Genomic DNA, 20,485 nt, shown 5'->3' with positions numbered 1-20,485 from the left:
TGTTAATAACTCCACTGTTTTAAAGCGCTAAAACCTTTGTGTATGCTATCGATTTATAGTATCTTGCCTTGTTTTAAAATCACCTTTGTTTTTAGGTGGTTTTAATCGAATTTTATACCATATAAAATTCTCTTTTTATTTAAAAAAAACTGTAATTAATTAACAACAAAAAATATATGACAGACGGTGAAAAATTAATTCCGATTAATATTGAAGAGCAAATGAAATCTGCGTACATCGATTATTCGATGTCGGTAATTGTGTCAAGAGCATTACCTGATGTTAGAGATGGTTTAAAACCTGTACATCGTAGAGTTTTATTTGGCATGCACGAGTTAGGTATTAAATCAACAGGGTCTTATAAAAAATCAGCTAGAGTTGTTGGAGAGGTTTTGGGTAAGTATCATCCACATGGTGACACCTCTGTGTATGACTCTATGGTGCGTATGGCGCAAGATTGGAGTGTTCGTTATATGATGGTAGATGGGCAAGGAAACTTTGGTTCGGTAGATGGAGACAGCCCTGCTGCAATGCGATATACCGAGGTAAGAATGCAAAAAATATCAGAAGAAATGTTATCTGATATTGAAAAAGAAACCGTAGACCACAAATTAAATTTTGACGACACCCTACAAGAACCTACTGTTTTACCAACCCGTATTCCAAACCTACTTGTAAATGGAGCTTCTGGTATTGCTGTTGGAATGGCCACCAATATGGCACCTCATAACCTAACGGAAGTAATTAACGGAACTATCGCTTATATTGATAATCGGGACATTGAGATTGACGAATTAATGCAACACATAAAAGCTCCCGATTTTCCTACTGGAGGAATTATTTATGGATACGACGGAGTTCGAGATGCTTTTAAAACAGGTCGAGGACGAATTGTAATGCGTGCCAAAGCTTCAATCGAAGAAGTTAAAGGTCGTGAATGTATTGTTGTTACAGAAATACCTTATCAAGTTAACAAAGCAGAAATGATTAAAAAAACTGCTGATTTAGTTAACGATAAAAAATTAGAAGGTATTGCTAGTATTCGAGACGAGTCCGACAGAAAAGGAATGCGTGTTGTATATGTGTTAAAAAGAGACGCTATACCTAATATTGTTTTAAACAAATTATACAAATACACTCCGCTACAAACATCGTTTAGTGTTAACAATATTGCTTTAGTAAATGGTCGCCCAGAGCAATTAAACTTAAAACAACTTATTCATTATTTTGTTGAGCACCGCCATGAAGTAGTTGTTAGAAGAACTCAATTCGAATTAAAAAAAGCTGAAGCACGTGCCCATATTTTAGAAGGCCTAATTATTGCCTCAGATAATATTGATGAAGTTATTGCCCTAATTCGAGGCTCTAAAAATGCCGATGAAGCACGCGAAAAATTAATTGCTCGTTTTAAGCTTACCGAAATACAAGCCAAAGCAATTGTAGAAATGCGTTTACGCCAACTAACAGGCTTAGAGCAAGATAAACTACGCGCAGAGTATGACGAAATAATGAATACTATTGCCGATTTAAAAGATATTTTAGGTGATGAGTCTAGACGTTACGAAATTATAAAAGAAGAATTAATTAGCGTTAAAGATAAATATGGTGATGAGCGTCGTTCAACAATAGAATATGCTGGTGGAGATATGCGTATTGAAGATATGATACCAAACTCTAAAGTAGTGGTTACCATATCTAATGCAGGTTATTTAAAACGAACCAATCTTGATGAATACAAAGTTCAAAATAGAGGTGGGCGTGGACAAAAAGGAGCGACTACTCGAAATGAAGACTTTTTAGAACATTTATTTGTAGGGACAAACCATCAATATATGATGTTTTTTACCCAAAAAGGAAAAGTTTTTTGGATGCGTGTTTACGAAGTTCCTGAAGGCGGTAAAAACACAAAAGGTAGAGCTATTCAAAACCTAATTAATATAGAACAAGACGATAAAGTAAAAGCATTTTTAGTAACCGAAGATTTAAAAGACGAAGACTACATAAATAGCCATTATGTTATTATGGCTACAAAAAAAGGGCAAGTTAAAAAAACTTCTTTAGAGCAATACTCTCGTCCAAGAGCAAATGGTATTAATGCCATTACCATTAAAGATGGAGACGAATTATTAGAAGCTAAATTAACCACTGGCGATAGCCAAGTTATGTTAGCCTTAAAATCAGGTAAAGCTATTCGATTCGAAGAAGCCAAAACTAGACCTATGGGTAGAACCGCCTCTGGAGTTCGTGGTATTACCTTACAAGACGATAACGATGAGGTTATTGGTATGGTAGCCGTTAATGATATGGAAAGTAACATCTTGGTTGTATCAGAAAAAGGATACGGAAAACGTTCTAATTTAGAAGACTACAGAATTACCAATAGAGGTGGTAAAGGAGTTAAAACGTTGAATATTTCAGAAAAAACTGGTAATTTGGTCGCCATTAAAAATGTTGACGATTCAAATGACCTGATGATTATCAATAAATCAGGTATTGTTATTCGTATGGAGGTAGAAGATCTACGTGTTATGGGACGTGCCACTCAAGGAGTAAAACTTATAAATATAAAAGATAACGATAGTATTGCCGCTGTAGCAAAAGTAGTGCGAGAAAATGAAGATGAAGATGATGAAGATAATTTTGAAAATGGCACAGAAATTGACAGCAATAATAATGAACAAGAATAACGAAGATTATTAAATATAATACAACTTAAAATGAAAAAACAAATTTTAATACTTACATTGGTATTTATGTCGTTTGCAGCTATTGCACAAAAAAAAGAGTTAAAAGCTGCTGAAAAAGCCATTAAACAAAAAAATATTGCAGGAGCCATAGCAGCTATTACTAGTGCCGAAAGCTTAGTAAAAGATATGGATAGCGACTCAAAAGCAAAGTTTTATTTTTTAAAAGGACAAGCTTATGCTGCAAAAAAAGACTATAAAACGGCTGCCGAAGCCTTTGAAAATTTAAAGAAGGTTGAAAAAAAGTCAAAATATACCAAACAAGCTCAACCAATAGCTAATGGTATGCTTAAAGAAGTGTCTGACAAAGCATTAAAATTATATAACGAGCAAAAAGATTATAGCAATGCCGCCAAAAAATTTTATTTAGCTTATCTACTAAGTCCTAAAGATACTGTGTATGCTTTTAACGCCGCTCTTTCTGCAACTCAAGGGAAAGATTACGACAATGCTTTAAAATACTACAATGAACTTAAAAAAATAGGATATACTGGTATTACCACAGAATACCTAGCTACTAATAAAGAAACAGGAAAAGTAGAAAATATAGGTTCAAAAACAAGTAGAGACTTAATGGTAAAAAGTGGTAAATATATTAAGCCAGAGACAAAAAAGAGCGAGTCTAAAAAAGGTACAATTGTAAAAAATATTGCCTTAATATTAAAAGAACAAGGAAAAAACGAAGAAGCAGTTGCTGCTGTTAAAGAGGCACGTAAAGAAGACCCTAATGATATGGGCTTATTATTAACTGAAGCCGACTTGTATATTCAGTTAAAGCAAATGGATAAGTTTAAAGAATTAATGCAAGAAGGAATCGAGAAAAGCCCTAATAACCCTACACTATATTTTAACCTAGGTGTAATTAATTATAATCAAGGTAATACTGATGATGCTGAAAAATATTATAAAAAAGCTATCGAATTAAAACCAGATTATGCTGATGCATACGAAAATTTAGGAATAGCAATACTAAATAAAGAAAAAGCTATTGTTGATGAAATGAATCAAAACTTAACTAACGCCAGTAAATATGATGAGTTAGAAAAACAACAAAAAAGTGTTTATAAAGAAGCTTTACCTTACTTAGAAAAAGCAGACAACTTAAAAAGAAATGCTGAAACTGTTAGAGTTTTATCTAATATTTATAGCAGTTTAGAAATGGAAAGTAAAGCAAAAGAATATAGAGACATCTATAATTCTATGAAATAAATAGAAATTATTAATTTTCTATTTTGACTAAAAAAAAGAGGCTGTCTGAAAAGGCAGTCTTTTTTATAGTATTAATTTAAATAGATTACCACTTATAAGTTTTGCTTTTTACTACTACTTCTCTTTATTTTTATTCAAATTTTTCTAGACTTTAAAAAAAAAGATTGATACCCCTCCATCTGCTCTAATTTTTTATACCATAATTTTGCATTTTCTCTATCTTGTATTTTACTATATGCGATATAGTTTAAAAAATTATACAGCGTTTTATTAGAGTCTTCGATTTTATTTTCATCAAACTTCTTATTTAGTTTTTTCAAAGCATCAGTATAATCACCTTGCAATATCGCAATATAAACATCTGTTAAAAGATCAATTCGTTGTTTGTTTTTTTTACTATCACCCTCTTTCTTATATAATTTATACGTTTTTTTTAAGTAGTCTTTACCAAGTCTTAAAAAGTCTTTTTTTACCTCATCTTTTACATAAATAGAATAATCCAAATATTTTTCAGCCAACTGTAATGCATTATCTCCTGTCTTATTTTTGTAATAACTTAATAATTCATCTTGCATTAATTTAGTTACATACGAATACTTTTTAAGAATTTCTATTACTTGAATTTCATTCATATAACTCATTCTTTGAAACAAAACTTCACCATTAGAATCGATAATAAAAACATACGGAATGCTTTTTACATTATATTTTAAAGCCAACGAATGATTAATATCTATATCTAATTTTAAAGGAATAAAATTATTTAATACGGTTTGTACTTCGGGTTTACTCCAAGTATTAGCATCCATTGCCTTACAAGGTCCGCACCATGTAGCCCAAAAATCAACTACAATCAATTTATTTGTTGCAATTGCAAGTTTTTGAGCATCTTCAAAAGAAGTAAGCCAATGAGTAGCTTTAATTTTTTGCGGTAAAAACACAATAAGTAATATAGCTATTAATAGTTTTTTCATAGCTTTAAGTAATTTAGAATAGTTATAAAGTTGTTATAAAGATATAAAATCATTTTGTTTATTACAACCCAACAAACTTCTCAAACTCTTTTAAAGAGCCCATACCTTACAATAAAGGCAACATTTTTCTACTAGAAAAGATAAAAGAATTAGCTTGTAAACTGTTATTTCTATTTCTTTTGATTTTCTTATTTTAGCACACAAAAACAATCGTGTTTTATGAACATCGACTTCAACAAAAATGAAGATTATAATAAGCTACTCGTATCCGACTTACGTCAACGATTTGCCAAGGTAAAATTAGGTGGCGGGCAACAACGGATTGACAAACATCATGCAAAAGGAAAAATGACTGCACGTGAGCGCATTGACTATTTATTAGACCCTAACACCGAGTCTATTGAAATAGCTGCCTTTGCTGGAGATCAAATGTACAAAGAACATGGAGGTTGCCCTTCTGGTGGTGTGGTAGTAAAAATTGGTTATGTAAAAGAAAAACAATGTGTAATTGTTGCTAACGATGCTACTGTAAAAGCTGGTGCTTGGTTTCCTATTACTGGGAAAAAAAATTTACGCGCTCAAGAAATAGCTATAGAAAATCGCTTACCAATTATTTATTTAGTAGATTCTGCTGGAGTTTACCTACCCATGCAAGATGAAATTTTTCCTGACAAAGAACATTTTGGTCGTATTTTTAGAAATAATGCTCTAATGAGTGGTATGGGAATTACCCAAATTGCTGCCGTTATGGGTAGCTGTGTTGCCGGAGGTGCTTATTTACCTATTATGAGTGACGAAGCAATTATTGTAGATAAAACTGCAAGTATTTTTTTAGCAGGTAGTTATCTTGTAAAAGCAGCTATTGGTGAAACTATTGATAACGAAACACTAGGTGGTGCTACCACTCATAGTGAAATTTCAGGAGTAACAGACTATAAAGCCAAAGATGATAAAGACGCTTTAAACATTATTAAAAACATCGTTGATAAAATAGGTGCTTTTGAAAAGGCTGGATTCGACAAAAAACAAGCTAGCTTACCAAAAGAAAACCCTGAAGAAATTTTTGGTATCCTTCCGAAAGAAAGAAATGCTCAATATGATATGTTAGAAATTATCAAACGACTTGTAGATAATTCTGAATTTCAACAATATAAAGAAGGATATGGAAAAACCATTTTAACAGGATATGCTCGTATAAATGGTTGGGCTGTTGGCATCGTAGCAAACCAACGAAAATTGGTGAAAAATAAACAAGGCGAAATGCAATTTGGTGGCGTAATTTATAATGACTCTGCTGATAAAGCCACTCGGTTTATAGCAAACTGCAACCAAAAAAAAATTCCGTTAGTTTTTTTACAAGATGTTACTGGATTTATGGTCGGCAGCAAATCTGAACATAATGGTATTATAAAAGACGGAGCAAAAATGGTTAATGCTGTAAGCAATTCTGTTGTGCCTAAATTTACCATTATCATTGGTAATTCGTACGGGGCGGGTAATTATGCTATGTGCGGCAAAGCCTATGACCCTCGATTAATTGTAGCATGGCCTAGTGCCGAATTAGCCGTTATGAGTGGTCGTTCTGCCGCAAAAGTTTTATTACAAATAGAAACCGCTTCTCTTAAAAAGAAGGGCGAAGAAATTACTCCTGAAAAAGAAACTGAGTTGTTTAATAAAATTAAACAGCGTTACGACAATCAAATTTCGCCCTATTATGCTGCTGCAAGAATATGGACAGACGCAATAATTAATCCGTTAGATACCCGAAAATGGATTTCTATGGGCATTGAAGCTGCCAATCACGCCCCTATTAAAAAATCATTTAACATGGGCGTTTTACAAGTTTAAAAACAAAAAACATTTATACAATAAAAATTAAATATTTAAAATGGGAAGAGCATTTGAATTTAGAAAGGCAAGAAAAATGAAACGTTGGTCTGCTATGGCTAAAGCCTTTACACGAATTGGTAAAGACATAGTAATGGCAGTAAAAGAAGGAGGACCAAACCCTGAAACAAACTCGCGTTTACGAGTTGTTATTCAAAATGCAAAAGCTGCCAATATGCCGAAAGACAATATTGAGCGTGCGATAAAAAAAGCATCAGAAAAAGATACCGAAAATTTTAAAGAGGTAGTATTTGAGGGGTATGCCCCTCATGGTATTGCTGTTGTTGTAGAAACAGCGACTAACAATAATAACCGAACCGTAGCTAATGTTAGAGCCGCTTTTAACAAGTGCGATGGTAATTTAGGCACTTCAGGGTCTGTTGTTTTTATGTTTGACCATGTTTGTAACTTTAGAATTAACGAAGATACTTTAGGTATGGACTTGGAAGAATTTGAACTAGAAATGATTGAATTTGAAGTTGAAGAAGTTTTTAAAGATGAGGATGGTATTTTAATTTATGCTCCTTTTGATCAATATGGCGCTATTCAAAAATATTTAGAAGACCATAATATTGAAATTTTATCTTCAGAATTTGAACGAATTCCTACCACAACTACTTCACTTACAGACGATCAAAAAGAAGATGTTGATAAACTTTTAGAGCGTTTAGAAGAAGATGATGATGTACAAAATGTATATCATAGTATGGAAGAATAAATAACATTTAACTAAGCACCAAAAAAAATATCGAGGGTTAAAATTAACCCTCGATATTTTTTTTGGTTAAATTGATTGTATTAATAATTCGGCAGTAGCTAAGTTAGTCGCCAATGGAATATTATGAACATCACACAATCTTAACAACATAGTAATATCGGGTTCGTGCGGATGCTTTTCATGCGGGTCTCTAAAAAACAACACCATATTACATTTACCCTCAGCAACTCTTGCCGCTATTTGTGCATCTCCACCTAATGGGCCTGATAAATATTTAGTAACTTCAAAACCTGCTTTTTCGGCATTTGTTCCGGTAGTTCCAGTAGCTATTAATTTTATGTTTTTTTGATGTAAAACAGTTTTATGTTCATTTAAAAATTGAACCATTTCTGCTTTTTTTCCATCATGTGCTATAATTGCTATTTCCATATGGTTTTATATTGTGAAATTTGTGAAAATTTTATCTCGGTAAAAAGTATTTGAGTAATTCTAACATTTTAATTTAACTAACTCATACTGCTACTACAAAATATGTGTATTACTCGTTTTTATATTTTATAAATACAAATATAAAACGAATAAGAACAAAAAAACTGATAGATTTTTAACGTCTATCAGCTTTTAATTTTGTTATGGTTTATATCTTCTCTTGTTTTTATGGCAAAAACCATTACAAGTATTCAATTTACAATGAAGCAGCATGCTCTATTAAATCAACAATTTTAGTAGCATAACCAAATTCGTTATCGTACCAAGAAACTACTTTAAAAAAGTTACTATTTAATTCTAAACAAGCATCAGCATCTACAATAGAAGTTCTTGAATCTGACACAAAATCTTGCGAAACTACTTTTTCTTCTGTATATCCTAAAACTCCGTTTAACTCACCTTCAGAAGCAGCTTTTAATTTTGCTAATATTTCTTTTAACGAAGTCGCTTTTTCTGTTCTAAAGGTTAAATCTACTAATGATACATCTGCTACAGGAACTCTAACTGCCATTCCTGTTAATTTACCTTCTAAAGACGGAATTACTTTGGTTACTGCTTTTGCTGCACCAGTAGAGGCAGGAATTAAATTGTTTAATGCCGATCTTCCTCTTCTTCTGTCTTTATTAGGGCTATCTACAATTCCTTGCCCAGAAGTTGCGGCGTGTACTGTTGTCATTAAACCTTCTACTATACCAAAGTTTTCATTAATTACTTTAGAAATAGGTGCTAAACAGTTTGTTGTACAAGAAGCATTTGAAACACAAGTATCTGTAGCTTCCATTGTTGTATGGTTTACCCCCATTACAAACATTTTTGCATCAGGTGAAGGTGCTGAAATAAATACTTTTTTTGCTCCTCCTTTAATATGTAAACTTGCTTTTTCTTTTGATGTAAAAAATCCAGTAGACTCAATAATATACTCTGCATCAACTTCATCCCACTTTAAATTTTCAGGATTTCTTTCGGCAGTTACTCTAATGGTTTTTCCGTTAACTACTAAACTATTTCCTTGAACTTTTACATCGCCTTGAAAACGTCCGTGCACTGAATCGTGCTCTAGTAAATAGGCTAAATAATCTACATCTAAAAGGTCGTTAATTGCTACCACTTCTACATTATCTCTAGTAATGGCTTGTCTAAAAGCAATTCTACCTATTCTTCCAAATCCGTTAATTCCTATTTTAATCATAATTATGTTTTAAATTTATTTATTATTAAATGGTCATTATATCAGAAACGCGTAATAATTCTTTGTCTATGGTATGTTGACCTTTTATTGCTTTTTCTAAACTGGTTGTTTGTACTTCGTTATTTTGTAAGCCAACCATTAAATTTGTTTGCCCATCAATTAGTAATTCTACTGCTTTTACCCCTAGCCTACTAGCTAACACTCTGTCAAAACAACTTGGCGATCCTCCTCTTTGCATGTGCCCTAAAACAGATACTCTTGCTTCGTAATTTGGTAAGTTTTCTTCTACATAGTCTGCTAATTCAAAAACATTTTTACCTGTTTTATCTCCTTCAGAAACCACTACAATACTTGATGATTTTCCTGCTCGTCTACTCTTTTTTAATGATTCTAACAAACGGTCTAACCCTAAGTCTTCTTCTGGTATCAATATTTCTTCAGCCCCTGCTCCTACACCAGCATTTAATGCTATAAAGCCAGCGTCACGCCCCATTACTTCAACAAAAAAAAGTCTATTATGTGATGATGCGGTATCTCTAATTTTATCGATAGCCTCTACCGCCGTGTTTAATGCAGTATCGTAACCTATAGTGTGAGTTGTACCATAGATATCATTATCAATAGTACCTGGAATTCCTATAATAGGAAAATTATATTCTTGGTTAAATACTACACCTCCTGTAAACGAGCCATCTCCACCAATAACAACAAGCGCATCAATTTCATTTTCTTTTAAATTTTCGTAGGCTTTTTTACGACCTTCTTCTGTTCTAAAAGCTGTAGAGCGAGCTGTTTTTAGTATAGTACCGCCTTTGTGTATAATATTGTTAACGCTTCTTGCTGTTAAGTTAATAAAATCTGCCTCAACTAACCCTTGGTATCCTCTATAAATACCAACACACTCAGTGCTATAATATGCACAAGTTCTAACTACAGACCGAATGGCAGCATTCATTCCTGGGGCATCTCCTCCAGAGGTCATTACTGCTATTTTTTTAATTTTTCCCATAATATTATGTGTCCAAAATTACCTAAATTTACGTAATAAATCGACAAAAAATTACGAAATCGATTTCGACTTTAGCTAGTATTTTAGGCTATCTATTTCTTTAAAAAATGCCCTATTTTTAACAAGATATGCTTCTCTTTATTCTTGAAAAAACAAAGCAATACATTCACCACAAAGTAACTGCTTTTTTTTTATAATTATTAACATCAATTAATAAATTATCAATGCAAAAAACATAAAATTTAATTGTTTTTGTTTTTGTAGTTAATTAATTTTTTATGAGGCGTTAAAATAGTATCTTTTATTTTACTTTTTACAGTGTCTTTCTTTTTATTTTTTACACCTATTTTTCGTATTAAATCTGACAACTTATTAAAGTTTACCTGATAAGACAACCCTAAACCTTGTGTATAACCCTCCTCTTCTAAAGGGGAATATTGTATTTCATTTTGACGATTAAAAACAACGGCTCTAAAATTACCTTGCGGATTTAATAATACCTCTATTTTTAAATCGCCAGCAACACTTGTTTGGGTATTACCTCCAACAGGTATACCTACTTTACCATTAATAATTACTCGATTACTTAATTGGGTAGAAAGTGAAACATCAACCTGATTATCTATTAAATAATCAAGATTACTTTTATCGCCTTGAGTATATCCTAACCCTAGTTGAATTTTACCATCACCGCTATTTAAAACATCGGTAAGCACATTGGCTATTAAATCAGATGCCGTACCTGCTAAACCAGAAGAAGCATTGCTTCCTAAATTTTCTTCGTTAAAAAAACTACCTGTTAATAACAATGAAAAAAACTGACGCATCTTTCTATTAGGATCATTATCGTTTAATACAAATTCTAATTCTGACGAAACTGTTGAATCGGCATTAGGAATACTAATATCAAACTCTTGTTTAGAGTTAAATAACCCTCCTGTAATTTTTGTATATAAATCTACTGGTATTTTTCGACTTGTTTGAATATTTTCGAGCAGTTTTGCAGGGTTTGCTTTTGTTCTATATACTGCCGTAATATTAAGTTCGGCATCAAACGGGTTTCCATTCCAAGAAATAGTACCTCCTTTTTCTACCGTAAAAGGTTTATTTATAATTCCGCCATATTTAAAATTATAAACCCCTTTGTCTACTTCAAAATCGCCATACATGTTAAATTTGCCTCGGGTGTTAATTTCTATTTGTAAATTTCCAGTTCCTTGCCCTTTTAACTCACTTCCTGATGCTTTATCGATAACCACTTGTGCAGTGGCATCTTTAGTAACATCTAAATTAATATTTAAATCTAGTCCTTTAATTTTTTCTATGTTTACACTTTTTATGCTATCTCGTTTTTCTGAATTAAAATGAATAAGCCTGTAATTATCAATTGTTTTTATATCGCTTAACGGAATAACAAATACTGTATTTGGATTGGTTTTACCAGCCACATCAATAGTTAAATTACTGGTTAACCCTTGTATGGTTGCCCCACCGTTTAAAAAAGCTGTTCCATAATATTGTACTTCTTCTTGCTCTTTAGTGTCTAGCACCAGTAAGTTATCTGTATTAATGGCTAGATTTAAAAACCATTGCGTAAAATTTTGATGGGTAATACTTCCTTTTAAGGTTCCTTGCGTATTATATTTTGTATCTTGAAGAATTGCATTTTTTATAATAAATGATTGATCTTTAAGGGTTACATCTGGATTATTTTTTAAATCAAAATCAATATTTAAATACGGAAAACTTAACCCTGCGTCTTCAAAATGTAACATTCCTTCGAAATCAGGATTTATCAAAAGCCCCTTTGCCGAAAAATCGCCTGTTACTCGCCCTCTTAGGTTCGATAACACATCTTCTCCTAACGGACTAAAAGCTTCTATTTCATAGTTATTAAAAGAACCCAATACATCTAGCGTAGGGCTTTCTTGTGCAAAATCAACATTACCGGTTACAGCAATATTTTTAGTATTATCTTTTTCTAGTAAGAGGTTTACTTTATAATTTTTATACGAATTATTACCCTCTGCTTCAAGTGTAAAATCTCCTTGTGATTGATTGTTTATATAAAAATTATTAATTGTGAGCTTCGCATTGGGATTATAGCTACCTGTTTTTTGAGAAAAATCTACTACTCCATTTAAATTACCCTCTAAATTTAGATTATCTATAGGGGGTAAAAAACTTTTTAAATTTACATTCGTAAAATTGGCCTGTAGATCTTTGTAAGCAGATCCATTTATATTGCCTTTAAAAATTATTTTTTGCTTTTCGTCAACGGTAGCTAATGTAAAGGGATTAAAGATAAATTCGTTTTGTTTTAAATCGAACGTTATTTTATTTTGATTATCTTGTTTTGGATTAATTATCCAGTTAAAACCTTGATAATTAAATGTTGATTTTTGAATACCTATTACTGATTTTTGATTGTTATTAATGGTATAGAAAAAATCAAGGTTAAAGCTTTGTTTATTTTCTATTCCACCTTCAAAAACAGATTTAAAATACAACGTGTCATTAACCGTTCTGTTCAACAGATTTAATTTATTTAAATCGTAGTATTTTGTATGTATTCTTTTAGCTGTTAAGTGTGTATTATATAACGGGTTCTTATTATCCATCCGTAAAACAACCGTATCTAATAAATTGTCGTATGCATTAATTTTAGGCGAAGAAAATGTAAGTCGTAACGAATTGTCGTCAGACTTAATTTTCCCTTTTATTTTTGTGTCGCTACCTATAGAAATTTTTGAAAAAAATACATCAACAATTTGATTATAAATCGTAAAATTAAAGTCTATAAATTGATTAGGTCGCACCAAATAGGGTTGATAGTTTGTATATACACTCCCCAATGCATTTTGAGACATTTTAAACAATTCTTTAAAGGTAAATTTTCCTTTTAACTCTCCTTCTATTATATCTTTAGAATCTACCGTTATCGTTTTAACACTATCTTTAATTGTAGAAATTACATTAAAATTTTTAAAAATGTATGCTTGTTTTTGATTGGTGTAATTTATATCGTTAAAAATGGCCTTACCAACCATATCATCAAAGGTGTTTCCTTTGGCATCAACTATAATTTTACCCTTAAACACAGCTATACTGTCTCTAGTAAATAAATTTGTTTTTTTTAAATCTATTTTAGCTATATCTGCTTTAAAATCAAATTTGCTTATTTCGGATGATAAATCTGCTAACCCCTCAAAATTCATTTTTAGATTTTCATCTTTAGCATTAATTATACCATCAAATTTTTTATTTTGAAACTGCCCATTTACCTCTAAATTTTTATAATTATACCCTTTAAATTCTAATTCAGAAATATTACCTACTACAGAAGTATTAATATTATCTATTTTAAATCCGCTTCCTTGCACATCGGCTTTTAACGATGCTTTACCTAGTATAGAATCGTTTGCAAAAATTCCGAAATCAAATTTTTTAAATTCAACTTTTCCGTCATACTTAGCATTATCTATATTATCTATATTAGTAAGGTGTAAATCAGAATTAATACTTCCTATTTTAGAGCTTACACTTACTGTAGCTTTCATTTGTACTGGGGTAACTTTTACGAGTCCTGAAAGAGTAAAATTGCCCAATTTTTTAAAATCAGTTGGCAAGGTTTTTCCTAATAAATTAGGTAGTAAATTTTTTAACTGAAAATAATTTGCTGTTACCTTATCTAATTTACCATTATAAACAAACCCTCTTTGGTTATTAAGTGCGTTTAAAAAATGCATATCGCCAATTACACGCATACCATTTTTAGATTGCAAATTAATATTATTGGCGCTAAAATTATTTAACGTTCCGTCGACATCACCTTTAAAAAATAACAAATCATTACCTTTTAACTCTCTATATAATTTATTTAAATCTGTTAATGAAAGTTTACTCGATTTAAAATGAGCCTTAATTTTTACTTTATCTGAAAAATCTCTAAAATCTTCTCGATTATAGGTAAACTTAATGTCTGCCTTAAGATTTGAAGTGTTATTGGTTTTTAAAGTTGTATTAGCAAAAAGCATTTGCTTTTTTGTATAAGTAAAATCGGTTGTTAAATTGGTGATTTTTAACCCTCTATTATCAATAAAATATAAACCTCTAATATCAGCCGAAATATTAGGGCCGTTTAAATAAAAGTTTTGAATAAGACCTCCTGCATTAGCTGCTGAAAATTGAATCGGATATTGCTTATTTTCATCTAGCAATTCGAAATTTAAGTTGTTGACATAGATGTTTTTTGTTTTTAAAACAAAAGGAGTTACACTATCTCTAGGTTTTTCATCTTCAAAACTTTCTATAAAAAGCGTTAAGTTATCTTGCTTTTCTCCTTTATAGGTTTTCATCTTAAAATAAACACCATTTAAAGTTACATCTGCTAGATTTACTTTATTATCTAAAATGCGCTTAAAATTAAGTATTGAGGTATTTAAATGGTTAACAAAAATAAGCGTGTCTTTATGATGATCACGAATTTCCACATCTTTTAACTGTACACTCCCTAAAAACGATAGGTTAATCTTATCCACCTTAAGGTCAACACCATAATCTTTACTTAACCTAGATGTGGCAACTTCTGCTAATTTTGTTTGTACAACAGGTAGTGATGATACTAAAAATAATAATAAAAAAAGTAAGAGCACAAAATACCCTAACCATTTTATTACTATTTTTATTCTTTTTTTAATGATTTTTAGCGCTTTAAAAGGTTATACAAATGTAAAGAGCAATTATCAAAAATATTGCATTTAATCACAAAGAAAATTCAATTTTAACGAATATATAGCGTATAATGAATATTTTTGTTTTTTAAAATGATGAAAGCTTGAAAAACTCGATATACATATTAGGCATCGAAAGTTCTTGTGATGATACAAGTGCTTCTGTAATTTGTAATAAAAAGGTATTAAGCAATGTTGTTGCTAACCAAGAAGTACATTCAAAATATGGAGGGGTTGTTCCTGAATTAGCATCAAGAGCGCATCAACAAAACATTGTACCTGTTGTTCAACAAGCCCTAATTGAAGCAAAAATTAATAAAAATCAATTAAATGCTATTGCTTTTACTAAAGGCCCTGGTTTAATGGGGTCTTTATTAGTAGGCACCTCTTTTGCCAAATCATTAGCCTTAGGCTTAAATATTCCATTAATAGCTGTAAACCACATGCAAGCGCATATTTTAGCCCATTTTATAAAAGAAGAAAACACCAACACACCTCCTTTTCCATTTATTTGTTTAACCATTAGTGGTGGGCATACACAAATTGTAAGAATAAATGATTATTTTGATATGGAAATTTTAGGCGAAACTATAGACGATGCTGTTGGAGAGGCTTTTGATAAATCAGCAAAAATTTTAGGACTTCCCTACCCTGGAGGACCATTAATTGACAAATACGCACAACTAGGCAATCAAAAGGCTTTTTCTTTTTCGAAACCCAAAGTAGGCGATTTAGATTTTAGTTTTAGTGGATTAAAAACAGCTATTTTATACTTTATTCAAAAAAAGGAAAAAGAAAACCCAAATTTTATTAAAGAAAATTTATATGACATTTGTGCTTCAATACAGTATACAATTGTAGAAATTTTAATAGACAAACTTAAAAATGCTGTAAAAAAAACAGGAATAACTCATGTAGCTATAGCAGGCGGCGTTTCTGCAAATTCAGAAATTAGAAAAAGATTGTTATACGCTCAAAAACATTGGGGATGGACAACCTATATTCCTAAATTTGAATATACTACAGATAATGCAGCTATGATTGCTATTAGTGGATATTTTAAATATATAAATGATTTACATGCAGACGTTTCTGTAACCGCACAGGCACGTTTAAAAGTAAATGAATAAAAAACAACAACTTAGGGTGGTTACATAAAAAAAGTAAACCCAAAAAAATTCCAATTAAGAAATATTTATGGGTTCACCATACAAAGGGCTATCTTCAAATATTTTTCTTTCTTACCGTCTTAAAACAACGTATAGTTTTTTCTTCTTAGTAATAATACAACTCTATTTAAATGTAAACAGCTATATCTTATAAATAATAACGAAACTTTTTATATAAAATTGTGTTACTTTTTCAATATTTTTTAAAATATTATTAGTTCAATAATTTGACCTATTTTTTTATCGTTTTAAGTTAACATTATACTTTTAAAAAAGCATTTAGACCATTTTTTAATCAGCCTAAAATAAGTCATCAGCAATTTACAACGCAAAGTTACAAATAACCTAATTCTGTAAAAAACAACACCGTAAAGATTAACATCGTTTTAACAAAAAATATCGTTTAACAATTTCACTAAATATAAGCTTTATTTTTTCTAATTATTTACATGGACAGGTAAATAATTTTCATTTTAATCCCTATATATTAAACCTTTTATATAACCACTATACTCAATAACATCCTTTATCTATTTTCTAACCTTTTTATATAGTGGTTATATAAATTGAAGAACTAAAAGCTCCAATATTTTTAATGTAAAAAATTGATCTTGAATAAAATGATAAATATATTATAACATGATTTTTCAAAAAAGTTAGCACATGTATAAAATTATATTATATCTTTGTGATATCATTTTAATATCAATTTAAATAAAAACAAATCATGAAAGAAGAAAAAATTATAAAACCTAAAAATGGATATGTTATGTTTTTTATTGTTCTTATCCTTTTTGTCACAGGTATTTCCTTAACTTTAAAAAGTGGAACCCCTTTTTATATTGGGCTAAGTGTTATTGCTTTTATTTTATCGTTAGGGTTTATTTTGGTAAATCCAAATTCATCAAAAATTCTATTGTTTTTTGGAAAATACGTAGGCACCGTAAAACAAAATGGACTGCATTGGGCAAATCCATTATACAGAAAAAAAACTATTTCGCTACGAGCCAGTAATTTTGACAGCGAACGCTTAAAAGTAAATGATAAACTAGGTAACCCCGTAATGATTTCAACTATCTTAGTATGGCGGGTTACAGAGACTTATAAGGCTGCTTTTGATGTTGACAATTACGAAAACTTTGTTCGTGTACAAACTGATGCTGCTGTTCGAAAATTAGCAAGCATGTACCCTTACGACAATTTTGCAGATGAAGGACATGAAGAAGATATTACCTTGCGTTCAAGTGTAAATGAAGTTAGTGAAACATTAGAAAAAGAATTAGAAGAACGTTTAGCTATTGCTGGTATTGAAGTGCTAGAAGCCCGTATTGGATATTTAGCATATGCTCAAGAAATTGCAAGTGCAATGTTAAAACGCCAACAAGCAACTGCTATTGTAGCTGCCCGTCATAAAATTGTACAAGGTGCTGTAGACATGGTAGATATGGCTTTAGAAGAATTAAACAAAAAAGAAATTGTAGATTTAGATGAAGAACGTAAAGCTGCTATGGTTAGTAATTTATTAGTGATTTTATGTGGAGATAAAGAAGCTTCACCTGTTGTAAACACAGGAACTTTAAATCATTAAAAATAGTATCACAAGGTTTTGGGTTAACAAAACATGAAAAATGAAAGTTTTTAAAGAAGAACAACGATTTACACAAACTTGGTTAATTATTTTAATAATAATTAGTACAATAGCTCCTTTAATTATTATTATAAAAAATTACCTTAACCATAAAATAGATGTATTAACCTCTTTAACGGTAGTAGGTATCATAATTTTTGCAACCTGCTTTATTTTCTTTTTTAAATTGAAAACTAGAATTGATGAATATGGAATACACTATCAATTTTTTCCCTTTCACTTAAAATTTAGAACAAAAAAATGGCACCAAATTAATAAAGCATATATTAGAAAATACGATGCTATTACTGAATATGGCGGCTGGGGCTTAAAAAGTAGTTGGCCTTGGAATAAAAAGAAAGGAACCGCCATCAACATAAGTGGGGATATTGGTATTCAATTAGAGTTAAAAAACGGCAAAAAACTATTAATTGGCACACAAAAAGAAAATAATGCTAGACAGGTTTTAAAAACCTACCAATGTAAAATACAATAAAAAATATTTATTTTACACAACTAAAAGTTTTAGTTATAACTAACAGTATGGCAAAAAAGAAAGCATTTGCACTACGCATCAACGAAGAAATGCTCAAAGCAATTGAAAAATGGGCTGCTGACGAATTTCGTTCTACCAATGGACAAATCGAATGGATACTTATGCAATCACTTAAAAACGCTAAAAGAGAAATAAATAAAAAAGAGAAATAAATTTTGAAGACGCTACCCTCTAAAAAAACATTTTAAAACTTAAATATACTCACGATCTAAATACCTAAGCCGATTCAGTTTTTCTAACACTTTCATCGCCTTAAACGCCGAACGATCACTTTTACATTCATCTATATGTTTATAATTATCAGCTCTTTCTACTAGTTCACTATATCTCTCTTCAAGGTGTTTCATATACCTTCGTAATTGAGTAATCCTAGACATTTTTTGTTCGTTTTAAAAAAGGATTCTAAATATACACAAATATTTAGATACTATAAAATTTTTTGGAAAGTAAGATTTGAATTTAAACTTTTTTTAACAAACAAAAAAAACTTTAGTTATAGTTATCCTTATCTATTGTCTTGTAATGCAAAAACTTGACGTAATAAGGCTGTATTTCGCAACCCTACTTTTTCACGTATCCCTTTTTCTTCAACAGCTATCATTGTAAAAACTCCTTTTAAGGCTTCTGTAGTTACATAATCGGTTAAATCTGGGTTTACTTTTTGTACAAATGGAATACTGTTATATTGGGTAATTAAATTTTCCCAAATCTTATCAGCGCCTACTTTAGCAAACGAATTTTTAATTACAGGATTAAACTCTTTATATAATGCTGAAGATGTTTTTTGTTTTAAAAACAAGGTAGCCGCATCATCAGCTCCTAATAAAATATTTTTAGCATCGGTAAAGGTAATTTGTTTAACCGCATTTACAAAAATAGGAGTCGCTGTTTTTACAGCATCTTCGGCAGTTCTATTTATTGCTTTTAACCCTTGATCGGCTAAATTACCTAAACCTATACTGCGTAAACCTTTATCTACGGCTTGTAGTTGTTGGGGTAGCAAAATTTTTACTAAATCATTTTTATAAAACCCATCAGTTGCCGTAAGTTTACTTACCTGATTTTCAATTCCATTATCTAAAGCTTGACGTAACCCTTCTCCTATTTGTTGTTGTGTTAATACCCCTCCTTGTGGTAACTGATTAACTACATTTTGCAGTTCTGCGCATCCTAAAAATTGTAATGCTAATACTAAAATTATAATTTTTTTCATTTTTATAAATTTTGTGTTGTAAACACTATTAAACTTTATCGCTTATTTTTTTAAACGGTCTGTATTTTTGTCATATCCATAAGGGCAATGTTTACAACCACTTTTACAACAATATCCTCTTCGTAAATGATAGGCTTCTTTAAAAACCCGATACCCTTGTTCGTTAATATAGTATTCATTAGGCAAAGGCTTTAATATTTTATTTCTCAAACAAATTATTTTAGTAATTATTAAAATCTTAAAAAAACCAGTAGCCATAAATTTACGCACGTACCTAATTTATAAAAATAACTACTTTAATTTTTTATGTACTTATTATTAAGATTTCATCACGCAAATATCATTAAAAAAAAGACATATTAAATCAGTTTTATATATTTCTGATTTAATATGTCTTTTTTAGCAAACTAAATTACTTACTTTTTAGTGCTTTCTGGAGGGTATTTTGCCATTATTTGTTCTACAAACTCTTTAATAAGGGCTTCTTTTTGCTCAACACTTCCGCCCGAACTTAATGCTCCAGTACCAATACCTTGCCATACTAATTCTTTTTTATTAGCGTCTAATAAATCAATAAACAAAGTACCTTCAGTATACTGTGAAACAGTTATTGGGTTTACACCATAATACCAAGGATAATAAAATCCGCCATAAAAATTATCATCGACATTAACACGCTCGCGCGACTTAGCATACAAATTTACCAATACATCTGGCGACGAAGATTTTGTCATTCCCTTAGCTAATAACTCTGCTTCAATAGCTCGCATAATACGTTTTTTGTCTAAATCAGAAATTGCTGATTTATCAATTCCTTTTTTATAAAAAGCAAAAGTTTTATACTGGTTAAAATCTGTTTTCGAATCGTAATCTGTAGCCACTTGTATAGAGCTACATGAGCTCATTAATAAAACTACAACGGGTAAAAAAAGCAATTTAATTATTTTCATGATGTTAGTGTTTTAATT

17 protein-coding genes are annotated in these 20,485 nt (G+C 30.7%); 8 read left to right on the top strand and 9 right to left on the bottom strand.

Translation table 11 applies throughout. The features are described 5' to 3' along the window. The first annotated feature begins 176 nt into the window (after positions 1-176). Positions 177-2,687, top strand: coding sequence for a DNA gyrase subunit A (gene gyrA / locus AB2B44_RS09195; protein WP_369049284.1), 2,511 nt, complete (start codon positions 177-179; stop codon positions 2,685-2,687). A gap of 30 nt (positions 2,688-2,717) precedes the next feature. Continuing rightward, the gene (locus AB2B44_RS09190) at positions 2,718-3,953 is read left to right on the top strand and encodes a tetratricopeptide repeat protein (protein WP_369049283.1); all 1,236 of its coding nucleotides are present in this window, start codon (positions 2,718-2,720) and stop codon (positions 3,951-3,953) included. Positions 3,954-4,087: 134 nt separating this feature from the next. Here the strand turns inward: AB2B44_RS09190 and AB2B44_RS09185 are convergent, their stop codons facing one another. Beyond that, positions 4,088-4,927: a thioredoxin family protein gene (locus AB2B44_RS09185; protein WP_369049282.1), complete on the bottom strand. Its 840-nt coding sequence runs from the start codon at positions 4,925-4,927 to the stop codon at positions 4,088-4,090. A gap of 219 nt (positions 4,928-5,146) precedes the next feature. Between AB2B44_RS09185 and AB2B44_RS09180 the strand changes: the two genes are divergently transcribed. Continuing rightward, on the top strand, positions 5,147-6,775 hold the full coding sequence (locus AB2B44_RS09180; protein WP_369049281.1) for an acyl-CoA carboxylase subunit beta: 1,629 nt from the start codon (positions 5,147-5,149) through the stop codon (positions 6,773-6,775). A gap of 40 nt (positions 6,776-6,815) precedes the next feature. Further along, positions 6,816-7,532 carry a YebC/PmpR family DNA-binding transcriptional regulator gene (locus AB2B44_RS09175; protein ID WP_369049280.1) on the top strand — a complete coding sequence of 239 codons (717 nt, stop codon included), beginning with the start codon at positions 6,816-6,818 and terminating at the stop codon, positions 7,530-7,532. 66 nt (positions 7,533-7,598) lie between these two features. Here AB2B44_RS09175 and AB2B44_RS09170 read toward each other — a convergent pair whose 3' ends face one another. The 4 genes from AB2B44_RS09170 to AB2B44_RS09155 all read right to left on the bottom strand — a co-directional run bounded on the left by AB2B44_RS09170 (position 7,599) and on the right by AB2B44_RS09155 (position 14,874). Continuing rightward, a complete protein-coding gene (locus AB2B44_RS09170; RefSeq protein WP_369049279.1) occupies positions 7,599-7,961 on the bottom strand; it encodes a methylglyoxal synthase in 363 nt (120 codons plus the stop codon). A 256-nt stretch (positions 7,962-8,217) separates the two neighbouring features. Further along, on the bottom strand, positions 8,218-9,216 hold the full coding sequence (gene gap / locus AB2B44_RS09165) for a type I glyceraldehyde-3-phosphate dehydrogenase (protein WP_369049399.1): 999 nt from the start codon (positions 9,214-9,216) through the stop codon (positions 8,218-8,220). A gap of 19 nt (positions 9,217-9,235) precedes the next feature. Continuing rightward, entirely contained in the window at positions 9,236-10,219 is a 984-nt protein-coding gene (gene pfkA, locus AB2B44_RS09160; protein ID WP_369049278.1) for a 6-phosphofructokinase, read from the bottom strand. A 242-nt stretch (positions 10,220-10,461) separates the two neighbouring features. Continuing rightward, complete coding sequence (locus AB2B44_RS09155; protein ID WP_369049277.1) at positions 10,462-14,874, bottom strand: translocation/assembly module TamB domain-containing protein; 4,413 nt, start codon at positions 14,872-14,874, stop codon at positions 10,462-10,464. Between the two features lie 182 nt (positions 14,875-15,056). Here AB2B44_RS09155 and tsaD point away from each other — a divergent pair, with 182 nt between their 5' ends. The 4 genes from tsaD to AB2B44_RS09135 all read left to right on the top strand — a co-directional run bounded on the left by tsaD (position 15,057) and on the right by AB2B44_RS09135 (position 18,456). Beyond that, the gene (gene tsaD / locus AB2B44_RS09150; protein ID WP_369049276.1) at positions 15,057-16,082 is read left to right on the top strand and encodes a tRNA (adenosine(37)-N6)-threonylcarbamoyltransferase complex transferase subunit TsaD; all 1,026 of its coding nucleotides are present in this window, start codon (positions 15,057-15,059) and stop codon (positions 16,080-16,082) included. 766 nt (positions 16,083-16,848) lie between these two features. Further along, a complete protein-coding gene (locus AB2B44_RS09145) occupies positions 16,849-17,709 on the top strand; it encodes an SPFH domain-containing protein (RefSeq protein WP_369049275.1) in 861 nt (286 codons plus the stop codon). Between the two features lie 40 nt (positions 17,710-17,749). Further along, positions 17,750-18,244: a hypothetical protein gene (locus AB2B44_RS09140; RefSeq protein ID WP_369049274.1), complete on the top strand. Its 495-nt coding sequence runs from the start codon at positions 17,750-17,752 to the stop codon at positions 18,242-18,244. 47 nt (positions 18,245-18,291) lie between these two features. Beyond that, positions 18,292-18,456: an Arc family DNA-binding protein gene (locus AB2B44_RS09135; RefSeq protein ID WP_369049273.1), complete on the top strand. Its 165-nt coding sequence runs from the start codon at positions 18,292-18,294 to the stop codon at positions 18,454-18,456. 39 nt (positions 18,457-18,495) lie between these two features. Here AB2B44_RS09135 and AB2B44_RS09130 read toward each other — a convergent pair whose 3' ends face one another. From AB2B44_RS09130 to AB2B44_RS09115, 4 genes are all read right to left on the bottom strand, one after another. Further along, positions 18,496-18,681, bottom strand: coding sequence for a Lacal_2735 family protein (locus tag AB2B44_RS09130; protein WP_369049272.1), 186 nt, complete (start codon positions 18,679-18,681; stop codon positions 18,496-18,498). Between the two features lie 128 nt (positions 18,682-18,809). After that, the gene (locus tag AB2B44_RS09125) at positions 18,810-19,517 is read right to left on the bottom strand and encodes a DUF4197 domain-containing protein (RefSeq protein ID WP_369049271.1); all 708 of its coding nucleotides are present in this window, start codon (positions 19,515-19,517) and stop codon (positions 18,810-18,812) included. 42 nt (positions 19,518-19,559) lie between these two features. Continuing rightward, entirely contained in the window at positions 19,560-19,733 is a 174-nt protein-coding gene (locus tag AB2B44_RS09120) for a DUF5522 domain-containing protein (RefSeq protein ID WP_369049398.1), read from the bottom strand. Positions 19,734-19,933: 200 nt separating this feature from the next. Further along, positions 19,934-20,467, bottom strand: a complete 534-nt coding sequence (locus tag AB2B44_RS09115; RefSeq protein WP_369049270.1) for a DUF4136 domain-containing protein — start codon at positions 20,465-20,467, stop codon at positions 19,934-19,936. Positions 20,468-20,485: the final 18 nt, after the last annotated feature.

Origin of the sequence: Tenacibaculum sp. UWU-22 (assembly GCF_041021355.1) — a bacterium.
Lineage (GTDB): Bacteria > Bacteroidota > Bacteroidia > Flavobacteriales > Flavobacteriaceae > Polaribacter.
The sequence above is the reverse complement of the archived record's forward strand: the minus strand, read 5'-3'. Positions and strand labels throughout refer to the sequence as shown.

Coding starts and splice junctions, on each gene's coding strand:
- gyrA (WP_369049284.1), top strand. CDS start 177: ATGACAGACGGTGAAAAATTAATTCCGATTAATATTGAAGAGCAAATG.
- AB2B44_RS09190 (WP_369049283.1), top strand. CDS start 2,718: ATGAAAAAACAAATTTTAATACTTACATTGGTATTTATGTCGTTTGCA.
- AB2B44_RS09185 (WP_369049282.1), bottom strand. CDS start 4,927: ATGAAAAAACTATTAATAGCTATATTACTTATTGTGTTTTTACCGCAA.
- AB2B44_RS09180 (WP_369049281.1), top strand. CDS start 5,147: ATGAACATCGACTTCAACAAAAATGAAGATTATAATAAGCTACTCGTA.
- AB2B44_RS09175 (WP_369049280.1), top strand. CDS start 6,816: ATGGGAAGAGCATTTGAATTTAGAAAGGCAAGAAAAATGAAACGTTGG.
- AB2B44_RS09170 (WP_369049279.1), bottom strand. CDS start 7,961: ATGGAAATAGCAATTATAGCACATGATGGAAAAAAAGCAGAAATGGTT.
- pfkA (WP_369049278.1), bottom strand. CDS start 10,219: ATGGGAAAAATTAAAAAAATAGCAGTAATGACCTCTGGAGGAGATGCC.
- AB2B44_RS09145 (WP_369049275.1), top strand. CDS start 16,849: ATGAAAGAAGAAAAAATTATAAAACCTAAAAATGGATATGTTATGTTT.
- AB2B44_RS09140 (WP_369049274.1), top strand. CDS start 17,750: ATGAAAGTTTTTAAAGAAGAACAACGATTTACACAAACTTGGTTAATT.
- AB2B44_RS09135 (WP_369049273.1), top strand. CDS start 18,292: ATGGCAAAAAAGAAAGCATTTGCACTACGCATCAACGAAGAAATGCTC.
- AB2B44_RS09130 (WP_369049272.1), bottom strand. CDS start 18,681: ATGTCTAGGATTACTCAATTACGAAGGTATATGAAACACCTTGAAGAG.
- AB2B44_RS09125 (WP_369049271.1), bottom strand. CDS start 19,517: ATGAAAAAAATTATAATTTTAGTATTAGCATTACAATTTTTAGGATGC.
- AB2B44_RS09115 (WP_369049270.1), bottom strand. CDS start 20,467: ATGAAAATAATTAAATTGCTTTTTTTACCCGTTGTAGTTTTATTAATG.